This window comes from Hominenteromicrobium mulieris (assembly GCF_046197855.1).
Lineage (GTDB): Bacteria > Bacillota > Clostridia > Oscillospirales > Acutalibacteraceae > Hominenteromicrobium > Hominenteromicrobium mulieris.
In genome coordinates this window covers 1,805,617-1,826,577 of sequence record NZ_CP173188.1, presented here as the reverse complement: position 1 = coordinate 1,826,577, position 20,961 = coordinate 1,805,617, and the positions used below count along the sequence as shown (strand labels likewise).

Here is a 20,961-nt window from a genome sequence, read left to right as displayed (position 1 = left end):
TAATCCCTCCTTTCCCGCGCCCTCCCGCGTGAAGCGGGAGAGCGCGGCGGGTAGTGTTAGTTTGTGGCATTATCCAAACAGGCCGGAGAGCAGCGGGACAAGGGTAAGGCCGATAAGGGCAACGCCGCCGCCCGCCATCAACTGTTTCATGCCCTGCGACTTTGCTTATGTGTGATAAAGAAGTAATAGAAGTGTAAAAAATTTTGCCGTTCCTATCCGGCACTTGCGCAGGGTGTCGGATAGGTCGGGCTTATTCTTCGGGCAAGTCAATCTTGCCGACAAAGCTGTAATAAATATCAATGCGCTGGCGGCGTACTTCGTTCTCGTCATACTCACATTCATAGACAACGATTTTCTCCACCATTTCACGCAAAAGAGTGTGTGTCAGTTCTTCGATAGAAAGGTACTTGCGGACAACGCTCATAAACTTTTCAGCGTTTACCGTGGCTTCCTGTGCCTTGTCCAGCTCGCCCTGCAAAGCGGCGGCTCTGTCTTTCAGTTCCCGCTGCTCGGCTTCGTAGTCTGCGGACATTTCCATGAAACGCTCATCACTGATTTTCCCGTTTACATTGTCCTCATACAGACGCTTGATGTAGCGGGAAAGTTCTGCAATGCGGCTCTGCACCTGTTCAAGCTGCTTGGCTGCCGCCGCCAGCTTCCGCTTGCCGCCCATTTCATTCTGCTGGATAAGCAGCTTCACGAACCGGGCTTCGTGCTTCTGTGCATAGGCGGTCACTTTCCGCAGATTGTCCAGCACACCCGCCGTCAAAAGGTCGGTGCGAATGAAGTGCGCCGTACAGTCGGTGGTGCGCTTCTTATAGCTGCCGCAGATGTAGCAATCCTGCTTTCTCTTGTCGGTCTGATACCGCTGCTGGTACATCACATGACCGCAGTCGGCGCAGAACAGCAAGCCGGAGAACAAGCCCACATCATCGTAGCGGTTGGGGCGTTTGCGCTGCTTGCGTAACTCCTGCACCCGTTCCCATGTCTGCAAGTCGATGATTGGCTCATGGTGGTTCTCGAAAATCGCCTGTTTCTCAATGGGATTGTCTACGCTGTGCTTCATCTTGTAGGATGGTTTTTCCGTCTTGAAATTCACAAGACAGCCTGTGTACTCCCGGTTTTCCAGAAGATGAACAACAGTATTGGTCGCCCACTTACATTCATAGCCAGGGTGGTAGCGGCGTGTGCTGCCTGTGCGCTGGTATTCCAGCGTCCCCGGCGTGGGGATTTGCTGCTCGGTCAGCATACGGGCTATCTTGGTAGGCCCGTTTCCGGCAAGGCAGAGTTGGTAAATCTGCTTGACTACCGGGGCGGCTTCCTCGTCAATGATGAAATTTTCGTCCTCGTCCATGAGGTAGCCGTACACGGGCTTGCTGGTAACAGGCTTGCCGCTCATGCCTTTTGCTTTCTTAACTGCCTTAATTTTTTTGCTCGTATCTCTCACCATCCATTCGTTGAAAAGATTACGCAGCGGGGTAAAATCGTTGTCGCCCATTGCGCTGTCCACTCCGTCATTGATAGCGATAAAGCGGACGCCTTTCTGCGGGAAAAGCATTTCTGTATACATTCCCACCTGTAGATAATTTCGCCCTAAACGGGACATATCCTTGACGATGACTGTGCCGACTTTCCCGGCTTCAATGTCTGCAAGCATGGCTTGAAATCCGGGTCTTTGGAAGTTCGCACCACTATAACCGTCATCCGTGTACCAACAGAGGTTGGTAAAACCGTTCTGCTTGGCGTAGGTTTCCAAAATGCGCTTTTGGTTAGATATAGAGTTGCTTTCTCCTTGCAGTTCATCTTCATGGGATAATCTCGGATAAAGGGCGGTAATAAGGTTTTGGGTTGTCTGTCTTAACATGGTTTCCTCCGTTTCCGACAGCCAGCCCCACTATTCCGTACTTCGATTGTACCATACAGCGGGGCGGCTTGTATAGCGGCAAAGTGTAAAAAGTGCTTCTTTACCGCCCGTCAAAATGACGTTTTTTTGTGTTAGGGTTATCACGCAGATTCAACTTCATAAATATTTTACTTTTATTTGATAGTCCATTTCATTCTGCTGTGTTATAATGGCAAAAATTGAATTAGCGAGGTAAAAGGCTTATGAAAAAATATATTTCTTTGTTTTTATGTCTGACTTGCATTTTAACTTTAGTTGCGTGTGGGAAAAAAGCTGCTCCCATTCAGTTGCCCCAAACAAGCGACATTACATCTGTTGATGTAACTGTTGGGGAAAACACCACAAATCATTCAGACACAACTTGGATAAGTGAAATAATTTCTGACATTTCCAGTTCTGAACCAACCAGTAAGCAAAGTGTTCAAGATTTTCCGCAGACTGAAAGTTATATCAAGATTGATTTTCAGTTTGAAACAGGAACAAGCACCATTTTTGCCTATGAGGAAAACGGAAAACACTATATCGAACAGCCTTATCAAGGAATTTATAAAATTGACAGTCAGCTGTACGAACGGTTGCAAGAAACAAACTAAAATTTAACTTATCCATTCAGCGGTCATGTTTCCGGGCATGACCGCTTTTCCATGCCCTCATTTTGTAGCAGCTTCCGCTTCCAGCACCTTAGCCATTTTGTCGGCTGCGGTTTCTGTGGCACTCTGCTTGAAAAAGCCGGACACCACAAGAACAGAGTTCCCTATGCGGATTTCCGTCACGCAGTCGGCGGGGGCGGTACTTTTCATGCTGTGCTTGGTATGCGGGTTCTTATCTGTCATAGGCAAACTCCTTTCAATCGTTCATCAGCTTTTTCAGCCGTTCCATTTTCTCCTGTGCCTTTTCTCTGCGAAAGTTCACGCCGGAGAAGCAGACAGGGGTACACATCTCTGTTACCCGGTCATAAATCCGCTTGTGGGCGGTGTCCGGGGGATTGTTCAGCTCGTCAAGGCTTAGATTGGTCGTGACGATCAGCGGCTTGCCGCTTCGGTAACGACTGTCAATCACATTGTAAACCTGTTCCAGACCGTACTCTGTGCCACGCTCCATTCCAAAATCATCAATGATAAGCAGCGGATAGCGGCAGAGGTTGGAAATATATTCGTTTCTGTCCTCAAAGGTGGCGGCAAGGTCATTAAGGACAGCGGCAAAGTTCGTCATTTTCACGGAGATTTCCTGCTCCATGAGGGCGTTTGCAATGCACCCGGCAAGGTAGCTTTTCCCTGTGCCGACGCTGCCCCATAAAAGCAAACCGTGGTTGCCCGCCTGCATTTTCTCCCATTTCGCAACATAGCTATGCGCCGTTTTTATCTGCGGGTTTCTGCCGTTGTCATTGGCAAAAGTCCATTCCCGCATAGACGGGTCGGTAAAGCCCCGGCGTTTCAGTTCTTCTACCTTGTCCCGGTGTTTGCGCTGCTGTTCAGCGGCTTCACGCTCCATGCGCTGCGTCCGCTGGCAGTCACATTCTGCCGGGTGGCGGTCACGCCCGAACAGGGCAATCTTGTCAGCCGGGAAATAGGCTTCTTTCGGTGTCCGGCACTTGCCGCAGTAGAGCAGACCGTCCTCACCTGTGTAGTCCTCCGGCTCGGCGGTGACTGCTGGTATCTGTAAATTCGTATCTTCAAAAGCTGGCTTCATAGACTTTCTCCCTCCTTGTAGCTGTAATCGGGTATGCCCTGTTTCGGGGCAGCTTTAGCGGTATCGTCAGCCGCCCATCTGCGGATAGTGGCGGCATGGTTCTTGTATTTCCTCCCGGTGGAAGCGATATAGCCGGATAGCCGGTCAATGTAATACTCCCACTTGCCGGGAAGTTCTGCTTGCAGTTCGGAAAGTTCCATCTCTGTCAAAATCACATTTTTGTATCTGCCGTAAGCGGCGGGGGCGGCTCGTCCCTGTTCTGACTCTCTCTCTTTTTCTATCTCTATATCTATCTCTTTCTTTATCTCTATCTCTGGTGGACAAATGTCCGCTTTTGCTTCGGACACTTGTCCACTAAGCCGTTTTTGCTCTGAAATCTTCATTCTTGCCCTGCGCTTACGCTCCCCCTCGGTAGAGGACTGACCGATGAAAAGCTCGATATTGCTCATATACAAAGCCCCGTTGTCCAGCGGTTCAACAAGCCCCAGCTTCATAAAGATTTGCAAAGCCCTCTCGACTGTGCCGACCTGCTGGCGGGTAATGGTGGCTATCATTTGGGCGGTGTAGGGGATATTTTCGTCAAGCTGCAAAGTGCCGCCGTATTTCAGCGATTTTAAGTACAGCTTCAAGAGGATATTGGAATACAGCATACCGTCCTGCATACTTTCCAGCAGCACGATAGCGTCATCGTCAAAATAGCTTTCTTTCAGTTTGAGGTAATAATATTTGCGGTTATCTGACATAATCTTGGTTCTCCTTATCTGTGGGGCGGGCTTTCCATCTCTTTGAATAATACCGGGGGCAGAGTACCACGATAGCCCTAAAACTCTGCTTGCAGTCATGGGTACAGCCCCGGCAAAGGGCATTGAAAGTAATGCGGTTTCGCTCATTGAGGAAGAACGCCCATTCCAGCCGCCGCTTCTTGCTCATTCTCGGCATGAAAAAACGCTCCTTTCTTCGGTTTGGTCGGGTATGAGGGGACAGGGGCAAAATCTGTATGTTCCCGGTGTCATTTTCGGGAAAAATCTGCCCTGTAAGCCCCGTTGGAAAGGTCAGGGGTATTGCGGATAGGGTAAGCTATACCCCCAGACTTTTGTATGGTTTCGGTATCATTTCGGGGCGGTTTTTAACGCTCCTGTTCGTGCTTTTTCTGACGGCTCGGAGTGCCGTGCAGTATCTGCTCGGCGTTGTGCTTGGCGGTGGCAAGCTGCTCATACTCGGCTTTGGCGGTGCGGTAGGTGTTGTAGGCTGCGTTTTTCTCGGAAATGAGGGCTTCAATCTCCGTATTCAGCTTGGAAATGGAGGGCAGCTTCTTTCCACGTGCAAGCACCTTTAGCTGGCGCAGGGCGGCTTCATAGATAATAAAATCAGCTTCATTTGCCCGGTAGTAGGCTTCCGCTTTCTTGCCGGACAGTTTTTTATGAGCGTCAATGGTGGGACGGGTGCGGCGGTAATCGTTGACAACCTTTCGCAGATTTTTCTTGTCGGAAATGCTCTGCTCAATGCCCCGCAGACTTTCCCTTGCTTCGGAAAGAGCTTTCCGGCTGCTCTCCACGGCTGCGTCCAGCTTGTCAAGGTCAAGCAGTTCGTTCTCCATGAGGAAGTTGTGAGTAGCCGCCATCTGTTTGAGGTTGTGCAGGGAAGCCCAACGGTCATAGCCCACGCCCTTGCCCTCGGCTCGCTTGGCTTCCCGGTCAACCATGCGCTGCAAGGTGTTGTCTGCCGGGGCGGTTTTTGCGGTTTTTTCCTCTCGCAAGCGTTCCTTTTGGGTGTGGGGGTATTCGGGTATGGCTGTGGTCTGTTCGGCGGCTCTGTGGGCGTTCTGCGTGAGCAGGGCAAGGACAGCAGCCTTGTCAAAATCGTCCCCCAGCTTCCGGGCTGTGATAGGCTTTGTCCTGTCCGGCGTGAGGTAGGAAAGCCGCCCCCGGCTCTCCTTGACAGTTACGCCCTCCCGCAAAAGCAGGGAAGCAAACTCGTCAAAGCTGCCAGCTTGGGAAAGTGCCTGCCGTATCGTCCGGCGCAGCTTCGCCTTGTCCGTTTCAAACTTGGTGGGCTTGGTCGGCTGTCCGGTGGCTTCTCTGGCGGCGTTCTCTTTGTCAAGGGCAAGCTGCCCTTTCTTCTGCGCCCAGTATTCACGCTCGGTCACTCGGTTCTTACTGCCATGCAAGAGGTCAATCTGATACAGATTTTCCCGGTGGCACATCTCCATGACTTCGGACTTGAAATATTCCATAGCTGCGTCTGTGCAGCGGTGCTTCATGCCGCATTTTGTGTCCGCTGGTCTGTCCATGTAGGGCAGAAGCGGAACAGCTTCAATCCGCAGGGAATTGATAACGATATGCACATGAATGTTGCCGGAATGGTTATGCCCGTCCGGGTGGGTGCAGACAATGGCTTGATGTCCGGGGAACTGCTCTTTGCAAAATTCCTCGCCCAGCGACTGCGCCTTATCAACGGTCAGACCGTTGTCCGTTCCGTCCCGTGGGTCAAAGCTGATAATATAGTGGTGGGACTTCACATCTTCTCGTTTTTGGTTCTTGCCATAGCGGAGATTGGAGCGCATACACGCTATGGCAAAATCCTCATCACCGCAGTTCAGCGTGGCAAGTCGGTAGTCCTCACGGGGGACAAGCCGCCCGTTTTCATCAAGGGTAGGCTTCATGGTAAACTCGTCATGCTCAAAGGTAAGGTACTGCTCGGCTGCCCCGTAGTCGGCATTTTTAGAGCTGATATGTTTGAATGTTGCCAACGGCTTCACCTACTTTCTGCAAGACTTCAAACTTCAAGGCTGCAAGGTCGGAAATGGCGGCTCGGACTTCGCCGGACAGGGCGTTGTACGGCACACCGTATTCGTTCAGATACCGGGCAATCTGATTGAGGTTGCTGCCGATTCTGCCATATTCGGCGGTCAGCTTCCCGACTGCGGCAAGCAGTTCATCATTGACCGGGGAAACGGTAACAATGGGGCGAATGACCGCCCGTGAAATAGCTTGCCGGATAAACTCGGATTGGCTCATGTCATAGGGCTGCAAACGCTCCGTGAAGTCGGCGTATTCTTCCTCCGTCATGCGGGTCTTGACTACCCGGCTGCGGTGGGGCGTGTTGTATTTCTTCGGCATGGTCTGTGACCTCCTTTCTGTGCGTGGTGTCCTCTCACTAATAGGAGAAAAACAGGGTGTAAAGCGGAACTGTTTTTGAATAATCTGAAAAAGATTTTTGAGGATTTTCAAGCGGCGCAAGCCGCATAAGCAGGGTTTGGGGAAGGCACTCCCCAACAAGATTCCCGCAAGGACAAAATGAGCAAACAGCGAAATTTGGTACTGCGGTAGAATCTTGCTCTAAGAAAAGCACGCTCCGGCTCGGCGTACTTTTTACTCAATTTCTCCTGTTATGTCCTACTACGGACAACTTGCGATTTTGCCAAACGGAACGGCAAACTTTTTTCAACGCTGCACACTTTAGGAGAAATGGGCGCAAAAAAAGCAGCAAACCTTTTTCAGATTTACTGCTTGTATGTGCCGCTATGACGGCGGCGGGTATTCAGTTGTATTTGCTTATTTCAGTTCGGCAAATTGGAATTCATCGTTCCTGCACTTCTTTTCCGCTCATATGCTCTATTTCAATTTCAAACATCTGAACGGCTCTTCCGGATGATGCCACTGCTTCATCTACCAGCTTTTCATCAGGATAATATTTCATCGCAAATTTCTTTATCAGCATCATTGTGGCTTCCTGATTTTCGACTAAGTGGCAGCGTCCAAAGACAACCGTACTTTGAAGAAATGGTGCCCACGATTCTTCCTGAATGCGTTCATTACCATATACAGTAAAGCAAACCTTATCACATACTTTCAAACAATCCACCTTATAGCCTGCTTTGGCTCCATGGAAAACAATCTTATGCGCATCTTCATCATATAGATAATTGATCGGTATCGCATAGGGATAACCATCATCACCGTTAACTGCCAGTATACCACGTCGAGAAGAACGTAGCAGTTCTTTCGCTTCGTCTGTGCTGATTTCATTTCTCTTTTCTCTAATTGATCTAAACATTGAAATTACCTCCGAAAATTCTAAGTTGTTAACCTCTTTCTCTGTTCCATCTTCTTGCCCTTAGGACAAGAAGCATCTTTCGCTCTAAAGAGCTCGGTCAATTCATGTTTGTAACTGGCTTCATTCTATCATATTTCGATACGAAAATCTATATTGACTGTTGTTGATTCCATAGGGGGCAAGTTGCTTGTCCAAATAGATTTTGTAAAATCGGTCTGTTACGGAAAGCCATTTTAATAGTTGCATAGATATATACCTCCAATCAGAACTCATTATACATCAATATGCGTGCGCACGCAAGTATTTTTTCTGCCAACAAATATTTCCAAATTAAGGTATTGAATCCTTATCGTGTTTTTGTAGATAGGTATGAGAGGGATTCCGTAGTAGTCGGCATTGTAGGAATGTGTATAACTGGCTGTCTTATGGAGTTGTGGGTAACTCTGTTTGCAGAATGTGGGAAAGCAGCACTTTAACTTTTCCATGTTCTGTGAATAGAGTTATCCATGATTCCATAACCTGTTATGCACATTTCCACAATGCTTGTCTTTTGGTCTTTGTTTTCTTTGGTTCGGAATAGTGTGGTGCTGGCGGTCTATCTCTTGTTTTCGGTTGCTTGCTTCTTTACCGTACATGAGCATTCGCGCCGGGGTTATCGTTGCCGTACCCCTCCATGAGGTTAATGCCGCCCCAAATGCCAAGTCCTGCGCCAAGCGCGATTACCAAAGTCTGCAATACGTCAACTGCGCTGTTGAAAAAATCCATATAAACCTCGCTTTCTGCCGCTAAAACGGCTCAAAAAATGTTGTTGGAAATAAAAATGCCGCCGTTTTTATTCGGCGGCTGCGTCCTCGTCGGACAAATCTATTTCGTATATGTCAAAGGGTTCGTCGGGCTTTACGATTGCCGGACGGGTGGACATATACCGTTCAACGTCAAAAGCGTTTTTCTTGTCGAAGTCGGAAAGGTATTTGTAGTTCGGGTGCTGCGTTATATCGTACTTATCGCTGAAAAAGGGGCGCACGCCGCGCAACTGCAAAATACATTTTCCTCCGTCCATAACTGCGATTTCGTCCTGTGTCATCAACTCCTTTCCCAATTTCTGATAATTGAGGCCATGAGAAACCTGCGTGCCGCGATTTTCGGAAGTGTTGAAACTGTCGATTGTTTCACGTCCCAAGTTCTCCGAAATATCCTTTGCATTTTTCCCGCGCCCTCCCAAAAACAAGGTGCTGTCGGCATTGTCAAGTATGATTTCTGCCGCGTCCTTGTAAATGGCTTTTAGCTGGCTCTGCGATTGCAGAATGATAGAAGCCGAGATTTCCCGGCTGCGGATTGTGGCAATCAATTTTTCAAACTGCGGGATTTGTCCAATGTTTGCAAACTCGTCTAACAGGCAGCGAACATGAACCGGCAGCTTGCCGCCGTATTCGTCGTCGGCCTTGTCGCACAAGAGATTAAATAACTGCGATTGCAGCATAGCGATAACAAAATTAAACGTGCTGTCCGTATCGCTCATAATCAAAAACAAAGCTGTTTTTCTGTCGCCTAACGTGTCAAGTTCTAATTCGTCGTAGGACATAAGATCGCGCAATTCCTTTATATCAAAAGGAGCGAGCCTCGCACCGCAAGAAATGAGGATTGATTTTGCGGTTTTGCCAGAGACGAAAAGTCAAGGACTTTTTCATCAAATTCAAAAAGAAGTCACATTTTGCGGACTTCTTCACGGAGCATACGCTTGATTTTGTCCTCCATCGTCTCCTTGGCGGTCTCGCTGAAATGGACACGGACGATATAGGTGGTCTTGCCAATCTGCTTTCTGACAGTCGGGCAAGGGGTACTGTTGGTTGCGGTATTGTTCATTCAAAATCCTCCTGTAAATAAAAAATGCCCGGTGACTTTTCATCATCGGGCGGTGATCGGTATGAGGGAAGAAGGCAAGGCGGCAACATTAAGGTATCTATAAAAACCTTGCCGTCTTTGCCACGCTTGCCGTGTTCCTGTTGTCAGTCTCGGAGATAGCAGACCCATGCTGTGCCGTCTTTCTCGGTCACAAGTCTGTCCCCGATACGGCTCTTTGCCGTTCTCATGGTGCGTGAGGAAATCCCACGCTCATTGACTGCCTTTTCCAACTCTGCACTCGGCATACGCTTTCCGTCCGCAAGCAGTTCCAGAATAAGCATTTGCGCCTGTGCGGTCTTGCTCTCGGTCTTGGCGGTGTCTGTTCCGGCAAGAAGCTCGTCAGCGGTAATGTCATAAGCTCCTATCCATTCAAAGCCTTTCTCGTCTCCCAGAGAAAAGGCAAGGGACTGTCCGGGCGGCGCAAGGGAGCTTTTCTCATGGATAAGCACCCTCGTTGTGGGGCTGTCCTTCAGCTTGCCGATAAAGAGCAGACTGCGGACTGCCGCCGTAATGTCGATAGACCCTAAGCCCCTGTAAGTGCTTTGTGTTCCTGCGGCTTTGTTCAGGTGCCCTATCAGCACGATAGCGCACCCAGTAGCCTGTGCAATATCTCCCAGACTGCGGAAAATGGGACGGACTTCATTTGCCCGGTTCATGTCCACATCTGCGCCCAGAAACGCCTGCACCGGGTCAATGATAACCAGCCTTGCGTTGTTTTCCCTGATTGCCCTTGCTATGCGCTCATCGGCAAGGGTCAGCGGTGTGTCCCTATCGTCAATGACAAGCACTCTTTCAAGGTCTGCTTCCGCTTCCATCAGTCGGGGCTTGACGGTATCGCCCAGACCGTCCTCTGCGGTCTGGTAGATGATGTTGAAAGGCTCAAGGGTCTCCATACCGGGTAAAGGCTTTCGATTGGTGCAAGCCGCCGCAAGGCGCATGGCAAAGTAGGTCTTGCCCTCGCCGGGGTTGCCCTGTATGATCGTCAGCTTTCCAAAGGGGATATACGGAAACCATAGCCAATCCACGCTCGTCAGCTCCACATCTGCCATGCGGAGCATGGGAACAGGCTGGGCGGTGGGCAGCTCTCGCAGCGTGATTGTCTCGGCTATGAATTTGCGGCTGGGAATGTCCCCTTGCTGACGGAGAACATCGTTCCAGTCTTTCCTTGCCGGGACAAGGCGAATGACGGCGATCTCGCCGGGAATGGACTGTGCCAGTCGGGTACAGGCATCGCTTCCTGCGGTGTCGCTGTCAAGGCAGAGGAACACTTTTCGGGTGTCCTTGCGTTCAGAAAGGAAACGGTCAAGGGCTTTGCCCGAAACGCCGCCCAGGGCAAGATAGCTTCGATTTTTCCAGTCCTGCGGGTAAAGGCAGATAAAGGACAAAAGGTCTATCGGTGCTTCAAAGACAAAGAGCTGATTGCCGTTTCCCTCATAGCGGAACGGATAGGACTTGTCAGACCCGGCAATGTCCTGTCTGAATGGGTCTGCCGTTCCTCGCACATGGGCGTATCTCGGCGTACCGCTTCGGTCTCTGCCGACAAACACAACATTGTGCCGCTTTGCGTCCTCGTAAATATCCCCGGAAAGAAGAAAAGCCTCAACAAGCGTTTTGTTGAGACCTCGGCTTTCGCAAAGATATTGAATTGCTCTATCGGCTGTTCGGTTGTGCAAGGGCAAGTGGAACGCTGTGGGCGGTGCTGTGGTGGCTTCGGTCTGTCCCTCGCCGCTTTCGCCTGTCAACATCTGAACAGCTTCGGGAAAGGACTTGCCGTAAAACTCCATGACGAAATCAATGGGATAGCCGCCCTTGCTCTGGCTGTGGCGAAACCACTTGTTTCCCCGGACGGTCAGGCTGTCATGTTCTTTCCAACGGTATTCCCGTCCGCTTTTGATAAGTGTCTCTCCCTGTGTGCGGAGAAAATCTTCCAGACTGACGGCGTTTGCCCGGTCAATCTGTGCTTGGGTGTAATTCATCGGGATAGTTCCTCCTTTTTCTGTCGTGTTTGGGGTCGATTTTGGAGCTTTTGTTCCTCTGTGCGCTCGTTAAATCGGGCGGCAGTATCTACACATGACTTGACCTTCCAAAGGCGGTGTAAATCGTCTCTGACAGCCTTAAACTCGCCATAGGTGGTTTCGTGCGCCTGTTCCAGCTCGTCATACTCGTCGGACAGCTTTTTCATATCCACCTTGCCGTCTGGGAACTCCCCGGTCAGCTTTCGTCTGGCGGCGTAGAACTGTATCAGTTCCGCTTCATGCTCTGCCTTGTACTTGGCTCTGGGCTTCTCAAACTTGATTTTCTGCAAGCCGTCATAGACAGGCTTCAAGTTCTGGAAAGCAGCGGAGCTGTCATAGAGCTGCTTGATTTCTTTCATTCGTGCGGTCTGCCCGTCCAGCGTTTTCTTCAAGCTCTCTGTGGTGGAGCTGTGTTCATTGACACGGCTTTCCAAATCTTCAAGGTTGTAAATGCCGTTTGCCCGGAGATAATTGAAAGTCTCGTTCATCTCCTTTAGGTTGCTGATTTTGCCTTTCTGGGAATAAGCCCCGGCTTTGCGCTGGGTGTAGTAGGCGTTCAGCAGAGAAACAAGGTTGGGTGCCTGCGGCTTGGCAAGCTCCGCTTTTGCTTCGGCAATCCAATCAAACAGGAGAGCGATTTTCTTCTTGATGTCCCGGATAACGGCATTGGTTGCTCTGATCCAGCGGTTGAACTCGCCTTTCTCGGTGCGTATGCCTTTCTTCTCCATTGCCCGGACGGTTGCGCCCTCATGGACGGTGGGAAGAAGCTCCACGCCCTGCCGTTCATAGCTTCGGTGGTCGATACGGACAGTAAGACCTTTCTCCGCAAACTTGGCGTTGCATAGTTCCGCCCATGTCTGCCGCCAATGTTCCAGCGTTTCGGGACTGCCCCAGTCGGTAGTGGGAACGGCATTGAAAACATACTCGCCGTTCTGGTCTCGGATGCGGTTGCCGTCCTCGTCCAGCTCGTACACTCGTCGTTGCTTTAGCCCCCATTTACCGTCCTGCTCGATGGGGCGGATGGGACAAAGCACATGGAAGTGTGGGTTTGGTATGCCGCCGTCCTCCCGGTCTGGCTGGTGTACGGCGAAGTCAACCACCATGCCACGGCTCACAAAGTTCTCCAATAAAAATCGCCTTGCAAGAGCGATGTTTTCCTCAAGGGAAAATTCATTCTGCAAGGCAATGTCAAAGCTGTATGCAAGCTGGGCGTTCTTTCCACGCTCGGCTTTTTCCACGGCGTTCCATAGGGTCTGGCGGTCTGCGTATTCTGGCGGTGCATGGGACGGCAAGAGAATGTCAGAGCAGATCACGCCGCCCTTGCGGGTGTAGTCGCTGTATTCGCCGTAATACTCGCTATACAATCGCTCCCCGGCACGGTAGGCGGCAGAAGCAATAGCGGACTGTCCTGCGCTTCGCTTAGTCTGCGTGACGCTCAGATGAAATAGTGCCATCGGCTTTCAACTCCTTTTCTCTGTTCGCTTGGTTGGTGTGAGTAATCGCCATGTGACGGACGGCTCGCTGGACTTCGGACAGAGAAAAGATGTACTCCATCAGCTCTGTCATTTCGGTGCGTGTGAGATCTTTGACCTCCGGGGCAAGGCTCTCAATCGTGCCGCCCAGATTGCAAAGACGATGGGTGCGTTTCTGCCTTTCGCCTTTCTCCAGATATTTCTTTCTGTTCTCAAGACGGTTGAGCTTGTGCTTCTCCTGTGCAAGCTGCGTCTCGGCTCGTTCCTTTTCGGCTCGGAGCTGTTCAAGGGTTTTCGGTTTTGTCATTGTGATTGACCTCCTTTTTTGATTTTTGGGATAAAAAAAGACCGTCAACTTTTCGCAGATTGCGACCAGTCAACGGTCAGTTTTTCGGTATTCAGTTGTTGTGTTCAGTTCGGTAAATTGAAGTTGGTCAAAGTTGTTGGCGAAGATATTCCACAACATTTCCATTCGTATCATAGAAACAGATGTTTCCTACATTGAGGGGCAGGACAATGGCGAAAGGCTTGCCACTATCAATATCAATCACCTGAATGCCGTTGCCATCATCTACTTCAAGTCGAACAATATTTTGGGTATTCATTGAGATAAATGCCCTTTCGTTATTTCCCTCAACAACAAACTCTGCAATGTAATCATCAACCTCAACTATATCTCCACCACCACGGAAGAAATATCCAAAAGACAAGCCAGGGCGATTTACATAGACAGAAAAAGTGTGGTCTGTCTTGTCCTGTGGGTAAGAAATAAATGCAGCCATTGTGTCGGAAATGCTTCCATCAACAATCCAATCATCCAAAATTTTTTGAGATTGGCGAATGTCTGCTTCTAAACTGTTTGCGGTTTTACCAATGTCATTGTTTGCATAAAGGAAACCGAAAACCAACACACAAGCCAAAATAACACCCAAGAGGATTATGGGTAATTTCTTTTTCATAGAATCACACTCCTTTATCAAATTAAGATTCTTGATTTTCAAACTTGCTGGCGGCGAACGGTTTGTCAAAACCGTTTGCGGACGGCAAGTCCACAGGGGATAGCCGCTTTAGCGGCGCAAGGGGGTGTAGCCACCTTGACGGAACGAAGTGACGCAACATTCTCGGTCATGCAGTTTTCTTCTGCTGACGGAGAATGAAGCTCCGCAGGACGCACTACTCTCGACAGAGAGTATAGAAGTGCGCCCTTTAGTTCCTAAAGGGGTTTTATCAGTGCGACAAACTGAAATTTTACGATTTTTTGTTTTTCAAAAAGTCAATAGTTCTTTTCACGATAAATACGATACATATCAAACCTGCAATCCCACAAACAATAGAGTCCTTTAAGTCTGCAAATCCTCCTGTGTACTGCATTGCATAATAATAAACCGTCCATATCAGTATCAATACGAACACACTAATACTTAACCAATAAGACTTTTTCTTCATCTAATTTTCCTCACATTGAACTTCCGATTTGTTGCTCAATTTCGTATTCAAATTATACCATAAAACTTGTGAACAATTCTACCGCAACTTTGGACTATATGAGAAAAGTCCGAACAGTTTTCTGCCCGGACTTCCTCGCTCAATTATAAATCAACTCTGCTTTCACAACTTCCTCTGCCTGCGCCTTGCAAGCGTTCATCTGCCGCACCCATTCCATTTGGTTTTCAGCTTTCAGTTGCTCGGTCACGCCGTTTTGCTCTGCCAGTGACCGCACGATCAGCTCCATGCGGTTTCGTGCCGCTTCTTCAATCTCGGCGCAATGTTCAAAGAGCTTGTCGGATAGCACCAGTTCATTGAACAGTATCGGGCGGTGCATTTCTAGATACGCCTTGCGAAGTCTGCCGTAGTGTCCGATGGGCTTGGTCTTGCGGATAATGATGTTCGGGATAAGATAATCGCCGTTCCGTGTGTAAGTGATATTCATGCTGTTTGTACTCCTTTCATCGGCTCTCTCTGCGGTAAACTGCTGACGGGAACGAACACGCCCTTTGCAATATCCTCCGCACGAATGGCGGCTTTCTTGGCTTCGATTTCTGCCTTTTTTCTCCCCTTGATTTTGTCCTCGTATCGCTTCTGCGCTCCGCTGGCTTTCCGCTTCAAGTAGTTCTGATGAAGCCTGTCCTTGCGTTCCTCACGCTTGCGGATTTCCTCTAATTCTTCCGGGGTCAGCTCCACTTCTCCAAACGCAGGGGGAACGAAACGACCCACGAAATTGAAGTAAATCTCGACCTCCTGTGTGGTCTGAATACTGCCCTTGCGGTCACGCTCATGCACAAGGATTTTCTCAATAAACTCATTGAGCATGGCAATCGTCAGCTTGTCGAAGTTCTCATACTTGTCAATCAGAGCGATAAAACGGTCAGCGTCCTTTTCGTGCTTCTCGTAGCTCTTGATAGCCTTTTCCAGAACAGAGATTTCAGCGGTAAGCTCGGTCTGCTCCTTTTCATATTGAGCGTCCAGAGTGGCATATCTGCTGTCAGACAGCTTTCCTAAAATGTTGTCCTCATAGATTTTGCAGAGCAGGACTTCCAGCTCGGAAACTCTTTGCTTTGCGGTGGCAAGGCGTATCCGCTGTTTCTTAACCTCTGCTGTCTGCTGGCTGGACTGCGCTTCCTGCACCACACGGACAAACTCGGCTCGGTCATGCTTGGCATACTCGGCAATAGCTTTGAGCATTTCGGAAACAAGGGACAGTACCACATCTTCATTGATACGGTGCTGTGTCGTGCAGAGCTTTCCAACTGGGACTTTGCTGTATTGGGAACAGGTATATTGAGAAATACGCTTGCCGTTGTTGGTACGGTGGACATACATCTTGCCGCCGCAATCGGCACAATAAAGCAAGCCTGTGAGGGGAGCTGCTTCGCCCCAGCCGTCCGGGTAGCGTCTGACATTCCCACGGATTTTCTGCACAAGGTCAAAGGTCTGCTGGTCAATGATAGGCTCATGGGTATTCTCGAAAATTGTCCATTCGTCCTCCGGGACATAATGGCTTTTCTTGTCCTTGAAGTGCTTGCGGGTCTTGAAATTGATGGTGTGTCCCAGATATTCACGCTTTTCAAGAATGTTGCAGATGGTGGAAGAACCCCAGCCGTACACATCTTTGAAAGTCTTGTTTTTGTTCACGCCCTCGCCGTGCTGGGCAAGGTAAGCGGACGGAATGAGGACTTTTTCTTCTTTCAGCCTGCTGGCGATCTGATACGGACCGTAGCCGTCAATCGTCATGGCAAAGATGCGCTTGACCACCTCGGCGGCTTCGGGGTCAACCAACCATTGGTCTCTTGCTTCGTTCCAAAGATAGCCGTAAATGACCGTGCCTGTGAGGTGCTTGCCGGACTTGCCTTTGGACTGGAAAGTGGAACGGATTTTACGGCTGGTATCTCTGGCGTAATACTCGTTCATAATGTTGCGGAAAGGGGTAAAATCATCATCACCTCTGGCACTGTCCACGCCGTCATTGATGGCGATAAGGCGAACGCCACGCTGACGCAGGGTTTCCATAATCTGACCGACTTTCAGATAGTCACGACCCATGCGGCTCATGTCCTTGATACAGAGGTATTCCACATTCCCGGCTTCAACCTCTTTCATCATGGCTAAAAATCCGGGGCGGTCAAAACAAGTGCCGCTGATACCATCGTCCGTGAAATGGACAATGTTTGTAAAGCCCTGCCGTGCGGCGAACTCCTCCAACATAGCTTTTTGATTGGAAATGGAATTGCTCTCACGCTGTTGGTCATCATCTTTGCCAAAGTCATCACGGCTCAATCGTTCGTACAGAGCTGTGATTTTCTCGTTTTTTCTCATAACTTGCGCTCCTTTCTTCGGTTTTAGGTTGTGTGTTCTAAGAGACTTCCCAACCGCTTGATTAAGAAGTCTTTTAGAGCATACAACACCCGCCGCCAATTTATATTTTCGGTACTGCTTCACCGCGAAATGGTCGGGGTCGCGTTCTTCCAAGTCGGCAAACAGCAAATCGACGGGGCTTTGATATTCCTCGTCGTCCTCGCGGGCTTCGCTGGCGGTGATAAGTTCCAACAGGGTAATAAAGTTCATTTCCTCGGCGGGGGCTTCGTACCAGATGTAGCCCACCAACGCGCAATACAAAAGCCGTTCTGCCTTTACCCAAAAATCCTCCGCGCTTTTTTCTCCCTCACCTTTGGTATTCGCTATCAACGTATTTACCAGCTTCAAAATATCTTTCTCGCTGCGGATATACACAAAGGGGTTGTAGTGCATAGATTTTTTGAAGTTAATCGTATTCAGTACCTTAATGCGGTAGCCCGCCCGTTGCAGCAGCTTCCCGCACTCAATCAAAACCGTACCTTTCGGGTCGGTTAAGACGTAAGAGGAATGAAGCTGCATTAGATTAGGTTTGACAAAAAATCTTGTTTTTCCGCTGCCGCTGCCGCCGATCACGACGACGTTCTTATTTCTCGCGTACTTCGGCTGCTTCGGGCGGCTGTTCATGGTAAGCCGTTCCGTCTGCGTCAAAATGATGTTGTTTTGGAAATCCGGGTCTATGTAGGGCTTTATATCTTCGGCGTTTCCCCATCGGGCAGAGCCGTACTCCGCGCCCTTGCGGTATTTCTTCGCGTTTTTCCCTTTGACATAGACTATCAAGCGGATAATCACCGCACCGACAATGCCGACAAGCAAATCCAACGGGTAAACGCTCGGCAAGGCGTTTTCAAAGGCTGCGGAAAATCCTTGTGTGATATTCAGTATCTTTGCAGAAATATCCGCGCCGGGGGCAAGCCGCACCGCCTGTCCGACTTTATCAAAGAGATAGACAAAGAACACATAGGGGATATTCGGAAGTATCAGCTTTTTGTAGTTGATCTGCTTCATATCTCGCGCCCCCTGTCCATTTTCTTTACCTTGTCGCGGGCGGCGTTAAGCTGCTTCGCCTTGTCCTTTGCAGCGGCAAGGGCTTTGCGGATAGAGGGCTTTTTCTCCCGGTTCAGCTTCTTTGCGGAAAACTCTTGAAACGCTGCGGTCATAACGTCCGCGTCCCGGCCTTTGAAAAACACAAGGTAACGGGTCTGCTCGCCCTTAACCTTTTTTAGCGAAAAATCTATGTTGTATTTCTTCGCCGTACTCTCAAAGGCTTTAATATTGCTGTCGGTGATCTCGATGTTGGAAACACCCGCGTTCTGCTTCATAAGCTGCCGCATGGTCTGTTTCCCATGCGCGGGTTTGCTTTTCTGCTCCAAAAACTTTTGGATTGCTTTCTGTAACGCCTGTTCGGTAAGCCGCGCCGCGCCTTTTCCCACTTTGACGTATAGGGCAATCGTTTTTTGGGTTACTTCCTCCTGCAAGGTATCAACTCCTTTCCCGGTAAAGTGCGGCTATGCTCATTCGCCGCCGTATAAGTCGTGATTGACAAGGGCGGTATAGTAGCTGTCAATGGTACTCGGCGCGTTGAACAGCACCGCTTTTAGATACTGCTTGATGTTGCGCACTTTGGTTGTGTTCTCCCTCATGCAATCCAAAACAAACTCAATATGGCTGCTGTTCAGCTTCAAAAACTTGGATTTCACCAATTCGGCGGGGTAGTCGTCCCCGGCAATACGGATTGTCTTTCGGGCTGTGCAGACGGTTTCCAGCATAAGGTCAACAATCTCGTCCAAACGGTCTTTGTCAATTTTGCAGTTTTGAATGAGATGGTCGTATTCGATATTGTCCTTGATAATCTCCCTGTAAATCTCTACTGCGCTATTGCTTTTCGCTTCCGTTCTTTTCCTTTCCGGCGGCGTAGCCGCTTCGCCATGCGCAAAGGGCAAGGGGTTTAGGGAATGGAAAGGAATGGAATCGGTACTTGATAAATCAGTAATTGATTGTTCTTTACTTAATATATCTTTATTTAATTGCGTTGGATTTTCCAACGTAGGTTTTTCCTGCGTAGGTTTTTCCAACGTTGGATTATCCAATGTTGGATTTTCCAATGTAGGTAAATCCAATATAGGCGGCTGTCCGCCGCTGGTAGCTGCTTCCGGCTCTCGCGGCTGCGGCTGCTCGTATATGACGTAATCTGCGCCCCGCAAGCGTCCCTTTTCGTCGCGCTCCCGGCTGCGCACGATATATCCGGCTTTTTCGAGTTCCTTTACCGCTTCGCGGATTGCGTCGATCTTCTCCCGGTTGATATGGGATAAGCCCGCAAGGGTATAATCCCAATCTTCGGGCAGCGAAAGCATTTGCGACAACAAGCCCTTTGCCTTTAAGGACAATTCCTTGTTTCGCAAGTGGTGGTTGCTCATAACGGTATATCCCGTATTTCGCTCCACTCTGAAAACTGCCATATTTCCTCACTTCCTCTCTTGGTATGCGTGGACAATTAGAAAGCCGTTTTCGGCTGTTTTGGTATTGCAATATGCCCTTTGCCGTTTTCGCGTCTGCAAAGCCGCATGGCACAAGGGCTTTTGCCCGTCTATTTGTCCATGCTGGCGTGCGTTTTCCGCGTCCTTTTGCCGGGGCAATAGGGACACTCTTTGAAAACGCAAAACTCATATTTCCACCCGGGGCGGTAGAAACGGCAAGTGCCGCAATCTTCATCATCTCCGGCACAACCGGATTGATAGCGGTCAAATCCCGGCTTCTGCTGCATGAGCAATTCAAACGCCCGCTGCTTGCCCTTTGTGAAATACATTCCGGCTGCGCCTCCTTTCCTGCGGGCATAAAAAAACGGCGTTACTTTCTCCCCAAAAGGGGTTAAGGTAACGCCGCTTGTGTGCGTATTCAGTTTTTAACACATTCCCTGTCTATCCGCTGTCCGCAAAACCATTGATTTTATTAGCTTTTTGCCGCTATCGCTATCACACCTCATTATTTAACCGTCCCGGTTTTCAGGAAATGGAAAGCCTTATTGGAGGAGGTAAGGTGTCAACCGTAATTGTAAAAGACTTATCTCGTTTCGGCAGAGAGCATTTGCTTTGCGGTCACTACACAGAAATTGTTTATCCGACTTTGGGTGTAAATTTCATAGCCATACAAGAAAACGTTGATACCACAGAAGGTGTGGGAACGGAAATGATGCCGTTTCATAACATTTTTAACGAATGGTATGCTGCACAAACTTCAAAGAAAATCCGTGCCGTTAATGAAATGAAAGCCTCAAAGGGTATGAGGATTTCTTCAACAGTGCCTTACGGTTACAAGAAAATCGAAGGTAACAAGGAGCAATGGTACATAGATGAGCCTGCGGCTGAAATTGTAAGAAAGATATTTAATCTTTGCATTTCGGGTAAAGGTCCGTCACAAATTGCCAGACAGCTTGAAGCCGAAAAAGTGCTTACACCGACAGCATATTTCAATTCCGTAGGCAAGAAAACAAGTAATCCTATACCGCTCAATATTTATGGTTGGAGTTCCAAAAGTGTTGCTCACATTCTTGAAAACAGACAATATACCGGCTGTACCGTAAACGGTAAGAGTACAACAGTCAGTTACAAAGTGCATAAGAAAATTGAGAAATGTCAAGATGATTATCAGATTATTCCAAATTCTCAAGAATTTATGAGGATAATACTCTCGGTAAGTTATCCGATGAGCGTTATTCCCGTATGGCAAATGAATACGAAGCTGAGCAAAAGCGACTTATATCAGAGGTTGAGGAAAATGAAAAAGCTCTCATTGAACTTCAAAAGCAAACTGTTGATATGAAGATGCTCTATCAAGGGCTTATGGAATTTACAGAGATGAAACAGCTTACTCCGACCGTTGTAAACAAACTTATTGAGCGTATTGAACTTTACAACGATGAGAAGAAACATTCTCACAATAATGTTAAAGTGGATATTTTTTTACGGCAGTCGGGTTATTTGACATCCCAACAGAGCAGCAGCTTATTAATACAATGGAAAGAGTAAAACAGAAAAAAGCGGAAAAATCCGCTTAAATAAAGAAAAGGTGTAACCCC

General features: G+C 48.9%; 21 protein-coding genes and 4 pseudogenes. 4 read left to right on the top strand and 21 right to left on the bottom strand.

What is annotated here, in order from left to right; genetic code table 11:
* Window positions 1-69: 69 nt before the first annotated feature.
* Window positions 70-165, bottom strand: a pseudogene (locus ACI0CA_RS08860) (Maff2 family mobile element protein); the annotation flags it as partial.
* 85 nt (window positions 166-250) lie between these two features.
* Window positions 251-1,864, bottom strand: coding sequence for a recombinase family protein (locus tag ACI0CA_RS08855; RefSeq protein WP_446806607.1), 1,614 nt, complete (start codon window positions 1,862-1,864; stop codon window positions 251-253).
* A 242-nt stretch (window positions 1,865-2,106) separates the two neighbouring features.
* On the opposite strand from ACI0CA_RS08855, the gene ACI0CA_RS08850 reads away from it, so the two are divergent.
* A complete protein-coding gene (locus ACI0CA_RS08850) occupies window positions 2,107-2,496 on the top strand; it encodes a DUF5301 domain-containing protein (protein WP_446806608.1) in 390 nt (129 codons plus the stop codon).
* 57 nt (window positions 2,497-2,553) lie between these two features.
* On the opposite strand, the gene ACI0CA_RS08845 is transcribed toward ACI0CA_RS08850, so the two are convergent.
* The 19 genes and pseudogenes from ACI0CA_RS08845 to ACI0CA_RS08755 form a co-directional block, all read right to left on the bottom strand.
* Window positions 2,554-2,736, bottom strand: a complete 183-nt coding sequence (locus ACI0CA_RS08845; RefSeq protein ID WP_446806609.1) for a transposon-encoded TnpW family protein — start codon at window positions 2,734-2,736, stop codon at window positions 2,554-2,556.
* Between the two features lie 13 nt (window positions 2,737-2,749).
* On the bottom strand, window positions 2,750-3,592 hold the full coding sequence (locus ACI0CA_RS08840) for an ATP-binding protein (protein WP_446806610.1): 843 nt from the start codon (window positions 3,590-3,592) through the stop codon (window positions 2,750-2,752).
* Window positions 3,589-4,335, bottom strand: a complete 747-nt coding sequence (locus ACI0CA_RS08835; RefSeq protein ID WP_035291939.1) for a phage replisome organizer N-terminal domain-containing protein — start codon at window positions 4,333-4,335, stop codon at window positions 3,589-3,591. Before ACI0CA_RS08835 ends, ACI0CA_RS08840 begins: the two co-directional genes overlap by 4 nt.
* Window positions 4,325-4,531, bottom strand: coding sequence for a hypothetical protein (locus ACI0CA_RS08830; protein ID WP_009255336.1), 207 nt, complete (start codon window positions 4,529-4,531; stop codon window positions 4,325-4,327). The genes ACI0CA_RS08835 and ACI0CA_RS08830 overlap by 11 nt, the downstream gene beginning before the upstream one ends.
* Before the next feature lie 187 nt (window positions 4,532-4,718).
* Window positions 4,719-6,341 (bottom strand): relaxase/mobilization nuclease domain-containing protein, encoded by a 1,623-nt coding sequence (locus ACI0CA_RS08825; RefSeq protein ID WP_446806611.1) that lies wholly within the window; start codon window positions 6,339-6,341, stop codon window positions 4,719-4,721.
* The gene (locus ACI0CA_RS08820) at window positions 6,313-6,711 is read right to left on the bottom strand and encodes a plasmid mobilization protein (protein WP_446806612.1); all 399 of its coding nucleotides are present in this window, start codon (window positions 6,709-6,711) and stop codon (window positions 6,313-6,315) included. The genes ACI0CA_RS08825 and ACI0CA_RS08820 overlap by 29 nt, the downstream gene beginning before the upstream one ends.
* A gap of 460 nt (window positions 6,712-7,171) precedes the next feature.
* Window positions 7,172-7,648 carry a pyridoxamine 5'-phosphate oxidase family protein gene (locus tag ACI0CA_RS08815; RefSeq protein ID WP_446806613.1) on the bottom strand — a complete coding sequence of 159 codons (477 nt, stop codon included), beginning with the start codon at window positions 7,646-7,648 and terminating at the stop codon, window positions 7,172-7,174.
* A gap of 636 nt (window positions 7,649-8,284) precedes the next feature.
* A pseudogene (locus ACI0CA_RS08810) lies at window positions 8,285-8,413 on the bottom strand (Maff2 family mobile element protein); the annotation flags it as partial.
* Between the two features lie 67 nt (window positions 8,414-8,480).
* Window positions 8,481-9,311: pseudogene (locus ACI0CA_RS08805) on the bottom strand (VirD4-like conjugal transfer protein, CD1115 family); the annotation flags it as partial.
* Between the two features lie 41 nt (window positions 9,312-9,352).
* Complete coding sequence (locus tag ACI0CA_RS08800) at window positions 9,353-9,511, bottom strand: transposon-encoded TnpW family protein (RefSeq protein WP_117534626.1); 159 nt, start codon at window positions 9,509-9,511, stop codon at window positions 9,353-9,355.
* Window positions 9,512-9,654: 143 nt separating this feature from the next.
* Window positions 9,655-11,526: an AAA family ATPase gene (locus ACI0CA_RS08795; protein WP_118511749.1), complete on the bottom strand. Its 1,872-nt coding sequence runs from the start codon at window positions 11,524-11,526 to the stop codon at window positions 9,655-9,657.
* Window positions 11,523-13,019 (bottom strand): MobQ family relaxase, encoded by a 1,497-nt coding sequence (mobQ, locus tag ACI0CA_RS08790; protein ID WP_308450115.1) that lies wholly within the window; start codon window positions 13,017-13,019, stop codon window positions 11,523-11,525. Before mobQ ends, ACI0CA_RS08795 begins: the two co-directional genes overlap by 4 nt.
* Window positions 12,985-13,344 carry a DUF3847 domain-containing protein gene (locus ACI0CA_RS08785; RefSeq protein ID WP_015524579.1) on the bottom strand — a complete coding sequence of 120 codons (360 nt, stop codon included), beginning with the start codon at window positions 13,342-13,344 and terminating at the stop codon, window positions 12,985-12,987. The genes mobQ and ACI0CA_RS08785 overlap by 35 nt, the downstream gene beginning before the upstream one ends.
* 127 nt (window positions 13,345-13,471) lie before the next feature.
* Window positions 13,472-13,996: a hypothetical protein gene (locus tag ACI0CA_RS08780; RefSeq protein ID WP_015516227.1), complete on the bottom strand. Its 525-nt coding sequence runs from the start codon at window positions 13,994-13,996 to the stop codon at window positions 13,472-13,474.
* Window positions 13,997-14,622: 626 nt separating this feature from the next.
* A complete protein-coding gene (locus tag ACI0CA_RS08775; RefSeq protein ID WP_117481232.1) occupies window positions 14,623-14,967 on the bottom strand; it encodes a TnpV protein in 345 nt (114 codons plus the stop codon).
* On the bottom strand, window positions 14,964-16,850 hold the full coding sequence (locus ACI0CA_RS08770) for a DUF4368 domain-containing protein (RefSeq protein ID WP_446806962.1): 1,887 nt from the start codon (window positions 16,848-16,850) through the stop codon (window positions 14,964-14,966). Before ACI0CA_RS08770 ends, ACI0CA_RS08775 begins: the two co-directional genes overlap by 4 nt.
* A 60-nt stretch (window positions 16,851-16,910) precedes the next feature.
* Window positions 16,911-17,894: pseudogene (locus tag ACI0CA_RS08765) on the bottom strand (type IV secretory system conjugative DNA transfer family protein); the annotation flags it as partial.
* Complete coding sequence (locus tag ACI0CA_RS08760; protein ID WP_002604484.1) at window positions 17,891-18,364, bottom strand: PcfB family protein; 474 nt, start codon at window positions 18,362-18,364, stop codon at window positions 17,891-17,893. The gene ACI0CA_RS08760 and the pseudogene ACI0CA_RS08765, both read right to left, overlap by 4 nt.
* Window positions 18,365-18,400: 36 nt before the next feature.
* Window positions 18,401-19,345 carry a DUF6017 domain-containing protein gene (locus ACI0CA_RS08755; RefSeq protein WP_002604485.1) on the bottom strand — a complete coding sequence of 315 codons (945 nt, stop codon included), beginning with the start codon at window positions 19,343-19,345 and terminating at the stop codon, window positions 18,401-18,403.
* Between the two features lie 23 nt (window positions 19,346-19,368).
* On the opposite strand from ACI0CA_RS08755, the gene ACI0CA_RS08750 reads away from it, so the two are divergent.
* Genes ACI0CA_RS08750 through ACI0CA_RS08740 form a run of 3 tightly spaced genes read left to right on the top strand, consistent with a single transcriptional unit; the run spans window position 19,369 to window position 20,911 of the window.
* Window positions 19,369-19,758, top strand: coding sequence for a hypothetical protein (locus ACI0CA_RS08750; RefSeq protein ID WP_446806988.1), 390 nt, complete (start codon window positions 19,369-19,371; stop codon window positions 19,756-19,758).
* Between the two features lie 11 nt (window positions 19,759-19,769).
* Window positions 19,770-20,705 carry a recombinase family protein gene (locus ACI0CA_RS08745; protein ID WP_308450085.1) on the top strand — a complete coding sequence of 312 codons (936 nt, stop codon included), beginning with the start codon at window positions 19,770-19,772 and terminating at the stop codon, window positions 20,703-20,705.
* Entirely contained in the window at window positions 20,702-20,911 is a 210-nt protein-coding gene (locus tag ACI0CA_RS08740; protein WP_308450084.1) for a DUF4368 domain-containing protein, read from the top strand. Before ACI0CA_RS08745 ends, ACI0CA_RS08740 begins: the two co-directional genes overlap by 4 nt.
* The last annotated feature ends 50 nt before the right edge of the window (window positions 20,912-20,961 follow it).

What these genes read in the sequence shown, in the direction of transcription:
- ACI0CA_RS08855 (WP_446806607.1), bottom strand. Translation starts at nt 1,864, where the DNA reads ATGTTAAGACAGACAACCCAAAACCTTATTACCGCCCTTTATCCGAGA.
- ACI0CA_RS08850 (WP_446806608.1), top strand. Translation starts at nt 2,107, where the DNA reads ATGAAAAAATATATTTCTTTGTTTTTATGTCTGACTTGCATTTTAACT.
- ACI0CA_RS08845 (WP_446806609.1), bottom strand. Translation starts at nt 2,736, where the DNA reads ATGACAGATAAGAACCCGCATACCAAGCACAGCATGAAAAGTACCGCC.
- ACI0CA_RS08840 (WP_446806610.1), bottom strand. Translation starts at nt 3,592, where the DNA reads ATGAAGCCAGCTTTTGAAGATACGAATTTACAGATACCAGCAGTCACC.
- ACI0CA_RS08835 (WP_035291939.1), bottom strand. Translation starts at nt 4,335, where the DNA reads ATGTCAGATAACCGCAAATATTATTACCTCAAACTGAAAGAAAGCTAT.
- ACI0CA_RS08830 (WP_009255336.1), bottom strand. Translation starts at nt 4,531, where the DNA reads ATGCCGAGAATGAGCAAGAAGCGGCGGCTGGAATGGGCGTTCTTCCTC.
- ACI0CA_RS08820 (WP_446806612.1), bottom strand. Translation starts at nt 6,711, where the DNA reads ATGCCGAAGAAATACAACACGCCCCACCGCAGCCGGGTAGTCAAGACC.
- ACI0CA_RS08815 (WP_446806613.1), bottom strand. Translation starts at nt 7,648, where the DNA reads ATGTTTAGATCAATTAGAGAAAAGAGAAATGAAATCAGCACAGACGAA.
- ACI0CA_RS08800 (WP_117534626.1), bottom strand. Translation starts at nt 9,511, where the DNA reads ATGAACAATACCGCAACCAACAGTACCCCTTGCCCGACTGTCAGAAAG.
- ACI0CA_RS08795 (WP_118511749.1), bottom strand. Translation starts at nt 11,526, where the DNA reads ATGAATTACACCCAAGCACAGATTGACCGGGCAAACGCCGTCAGTCTG.
- mobQ (WP_308450115.1), bottom strand. Translation starts at nt 13,019, where the DNA reads ATGGCACTATTTCATCTGAGCGTCACGCAGACTAAGCGAAGCGCAGGA.
- ACI0CA_RS08785 (WP_015524579.1), bottom strand. Translation starts at nt 13,344, where the DNA reads ATGACAAAACCGAAAACCCTTGAACAGCTCCGAGCCGAAAAGGAACGA.
- ACI0CA_RS08780 (WP_015516227.1), bottom strand. Translation starts at nt 13,996, where the DNA reads ATGAAAAAGAAATTACCCATAATCCTCTTGGGTGTTATTTTGGCTTGT.
- ACI0CA_RS08775 (WP_117481232.1), bottom strand. Translation starts at nt 14,967, where the DNA reads ATGAATATCACTTACACACGGAACGGCGATTATCTTATCCCGAACATC.
- ACI0CA_RS08770 (WP_446806962.1), bottom strand. Translation starts at nt 16,850, where the DNA reads ATGAGAAAAAACGAGAAAATCACAGCTCTGTACGAACGATTGAGCCGT.
- ACI0CA_RS08755 (WP_002604485.1), bottom strand. Translation starts at nt 19,345, where the DNA reads ATGGCAGTTTTCAGAGTGGAGCGAAATACGGGATATACCGTTATGAGC.
- ACI0CA_RS08750 (WP_446806988.1), top strand. Translation starts at nt 19,369, where the DNA reads ATGCGTGGACAATTAGAAAGCCGTTTTCGGCTGTTTTGGTATTGCAAT.
- ACI0CA_RS08740 (WP_308450084.1), top strand. Translation starts at nt 20,702, where the DNA reads ATGAAGATGCTCTATCAAGGGCTTATGGAATTTACAGAGATGAAACAG.